This is a genomic window from Actinophytocola sp. (assembly GCF_036002505.1).
In the GTDB taxonomy this organism is placed as follows: Bacteria; Actinomycetota; Actinomycetes; order Mycobacteriales; family Pseudonocardiaceae; genus DASYTH01.
The window spans coordinates 1-1973 of sequence record NZ_DASYTH010000355.1 but is presented as its reverse complement, the minus strand read 5'-3'; the positions used below and the strand labels follow the sequence as shown (position 1 = coordinate 1973).

Below are 1973 nucleotides of genomic sequence, written 5' to 3'. Positions count from 1 at the left end.
GGCCGCCAGATCGGCATTCGGGAAGGACAACGCCAGGTGGCTTTTACCGGGAGGGCCTGGTCAGGCCGAACCCGCCATCCAAAGGAGGAACCATGCGCACAACCATCTTCGCCGCGCTCGGCGGATCTGACAGGCTCGCCGCCGCCGTGGATCGTCTCTACGATCGCCTCCTCGCCGACGCGGTCGTCGCGCCGTACTTCGACAGAGTGGCCCTGCCGCGCCTTAAGGCGCACCTGCGGACCTTCCTGGCCGCCGCACTCGGCGGGCCGCACCTCTATCGTGGCCGGGACATGCGGGTCGCCCACGCACAGCTCGGGGTCACGGCCGAAGCCTGGAGCCGGACGGTCGACCACCTCGCCGGCGTGCTCGCCGACCTGGGTGTCGACTCGGCACTGGCCGGCGACGTGCTCGCCCTTCTCGCGCCGCTGCGTGACCAGATCGTGTCCGCCCCCGCCCAGAGCCTCCCGCTCACGGCCTGAGCCCGCTGCGGTCAGAGCGTGCCGATCGTGCGTGACGGGGCTTGCCGTCGCCGCCACACTCGGGGTACGTGGAGGCACCGGAAGGCATCGGTGAAGGCCCGCCGCTCACGACCAGGAGGAGCGACGGGCTCTCCTTGTGCCGATCATCGTTGGCAGCCCCGGGGTGTCCGTGCGTTCGCGGTGTGGCGGTGGCGCGGCGACCGGCCGGCGTGATCGCGCGGGACGGCTGGCCGACTCAGAGGACGGCTTGGTTACCGGAGGTCGAGATGGATGCGTTGCCCACTCCGACGGCCGCGCCACCGGTGCTGTTCGGCGCGCCCGCGCCGCCGGGTGATCTACTGCCCTGGGCCTGGGCCTGGGCCTGGGCCTGGGCCTGGGCCTGGGCCTGGGCCTGGGCCTGGGCCTGGGCCTGGGCCCAGCAGCGTCTGATCGCCGCGCGCAACTACTGGATCGCCACCACCCGCCAGGATGGCCGTCCCCACAGCCGACCGGTGTGGGGGGTGTGGCTGGCCGACGGCTTCTGGTTCAGCACCGGCTCCTTGGCGCGGCGCAACCTTGCCGCCAACCCGCAGATCACGGTGCACCTGGGGAGCGGCGATCAGGTGTTGATCGTCGAGGCCATCGCCGCAGCCGTCACAGGGGCGGAGAAGTTGCAGCGGTTCTTGGCCGCCTACAACGCGAAGTACGACTGGGACATGGTCGCCATCGACGACGGAGTCGCCGACTCGTCCGGATCCGCCGGGCCGGCCTACCGGGTGCGGCCGCGGGTCGTCTTCGGCTGGGATACTGGCATGCGGGCCCCAACCCGGTGGTCCTTCGCGACTTGATCACGACCTTCATCCCGCCATGATCAGACCCCGCTCCGCACCCATCGGACACGATGGCGACGGACACGATGGCGACCAGAACCGACACCCAGCCCGATAAGCCCAGCTGCCGAGCCACCAAACGTTTGCCGGGGAACACGCGTCAACCTCCGGGGAGCCCGCTCGACGTGCGGGGCGGCGGGTTCGGCCAGGCCGTTTGATCGCGGCCAGCAGGGTTTCCGCGGCTTCCGAGTCGAGCAGGCGGTCGGTTCGCTTATCTAGGGCCTGAATCGTCGCCGGATCGGCGAGGTGGGCGTCGTCCAGCGCGAGCAGCACGGGCTGCCGCGCTGACAGCGCGGTGATGCAGCTTGTGCGGCTCGAAAACTCGGGTCATGCCCTGTGACCTGGCGGTTCCTCTTCGCTCTGATCACTACCAATGATCAACCGGACCGCGTTCAGGGAAGCGGTGTCTGCGTGTAGCCGCAGGTGGTCGGCGCCAGGGTGCCGTTCTCGAAGGCGGTGAGGTATCGGTCGATGGCGGTGTTCGCGGGCTTGGGCGCAAGCCTCTGCGCCGCGGGGTTCAGCGGCGTGATTTCGCCCAGGTGGCCGCCTGGGTGATCAGCGACGGTAGTTCTGCGGGTGTGGGCAGCCCGGCGAGGTCGGCGATTGGGGTCCAGCGGCAGTCTGC

3 protein-coding genes are annotated in these 1973 nt (G+C 70.1%); 2 read left to right on the top strand and 1 reads right to left on the bottom strand.

Features of this window, described 5'->3' with window-relative positions; genetic code table 11:
- The first annotated feature begins 92 nt into the window (after positions 1-92).
- Entirely contained in the window at positions 93-479 is a 387-nt protein-coding gene (locus tag VGR06_RS30910) for a group 1 truncated hemoglobin (RefSeq protein WP_327562696.1), read from the top strand.
- 266 nt (positions 480-745) lie between these two features.
- The gene (locus VGR06_RS30905; protein WP_327562695.1) at positions 746-1306 is read left to right on the top strand and encodes a pyridoxamine 5'-phosphate oxidase family protein; all 561 of its coding nucleotides are present in this window, start codon (positions 746-748) and stop codon (positions 1304-1306) included.
- A gap of 434 nt (positions 1307-1740) precedes the next feature.
- Here VGR06_RS30905 and VGR06_RS30900 read toward each other — a convergent pair.
- Positions 1741-1973, bottom strand: a 233-nt coding sequence (locus tag VGR06_RS30900; protein ID WP_327562694.1) for a hypothetical protein, incomplete at its 5' end; no start/stop codon positions are given.

Bases quoted from the DNA above. Each gene is read 5' to 3' on its own strand.
- VGR06_RS30910 (WP_327562696.1), top strand. From the start codon at position 93: ATGCGCACAACCATCTTCGCCGCGCTCGGCGGATCTGACAGGCTCGCC.
- VGR06_RS30905 (WP_327562695.1), top strand. From the start codon at position 746: ATGGATGCGTTGCCCACTCCGACGGCCGCGCCACCGGTGCTGTTCGGC.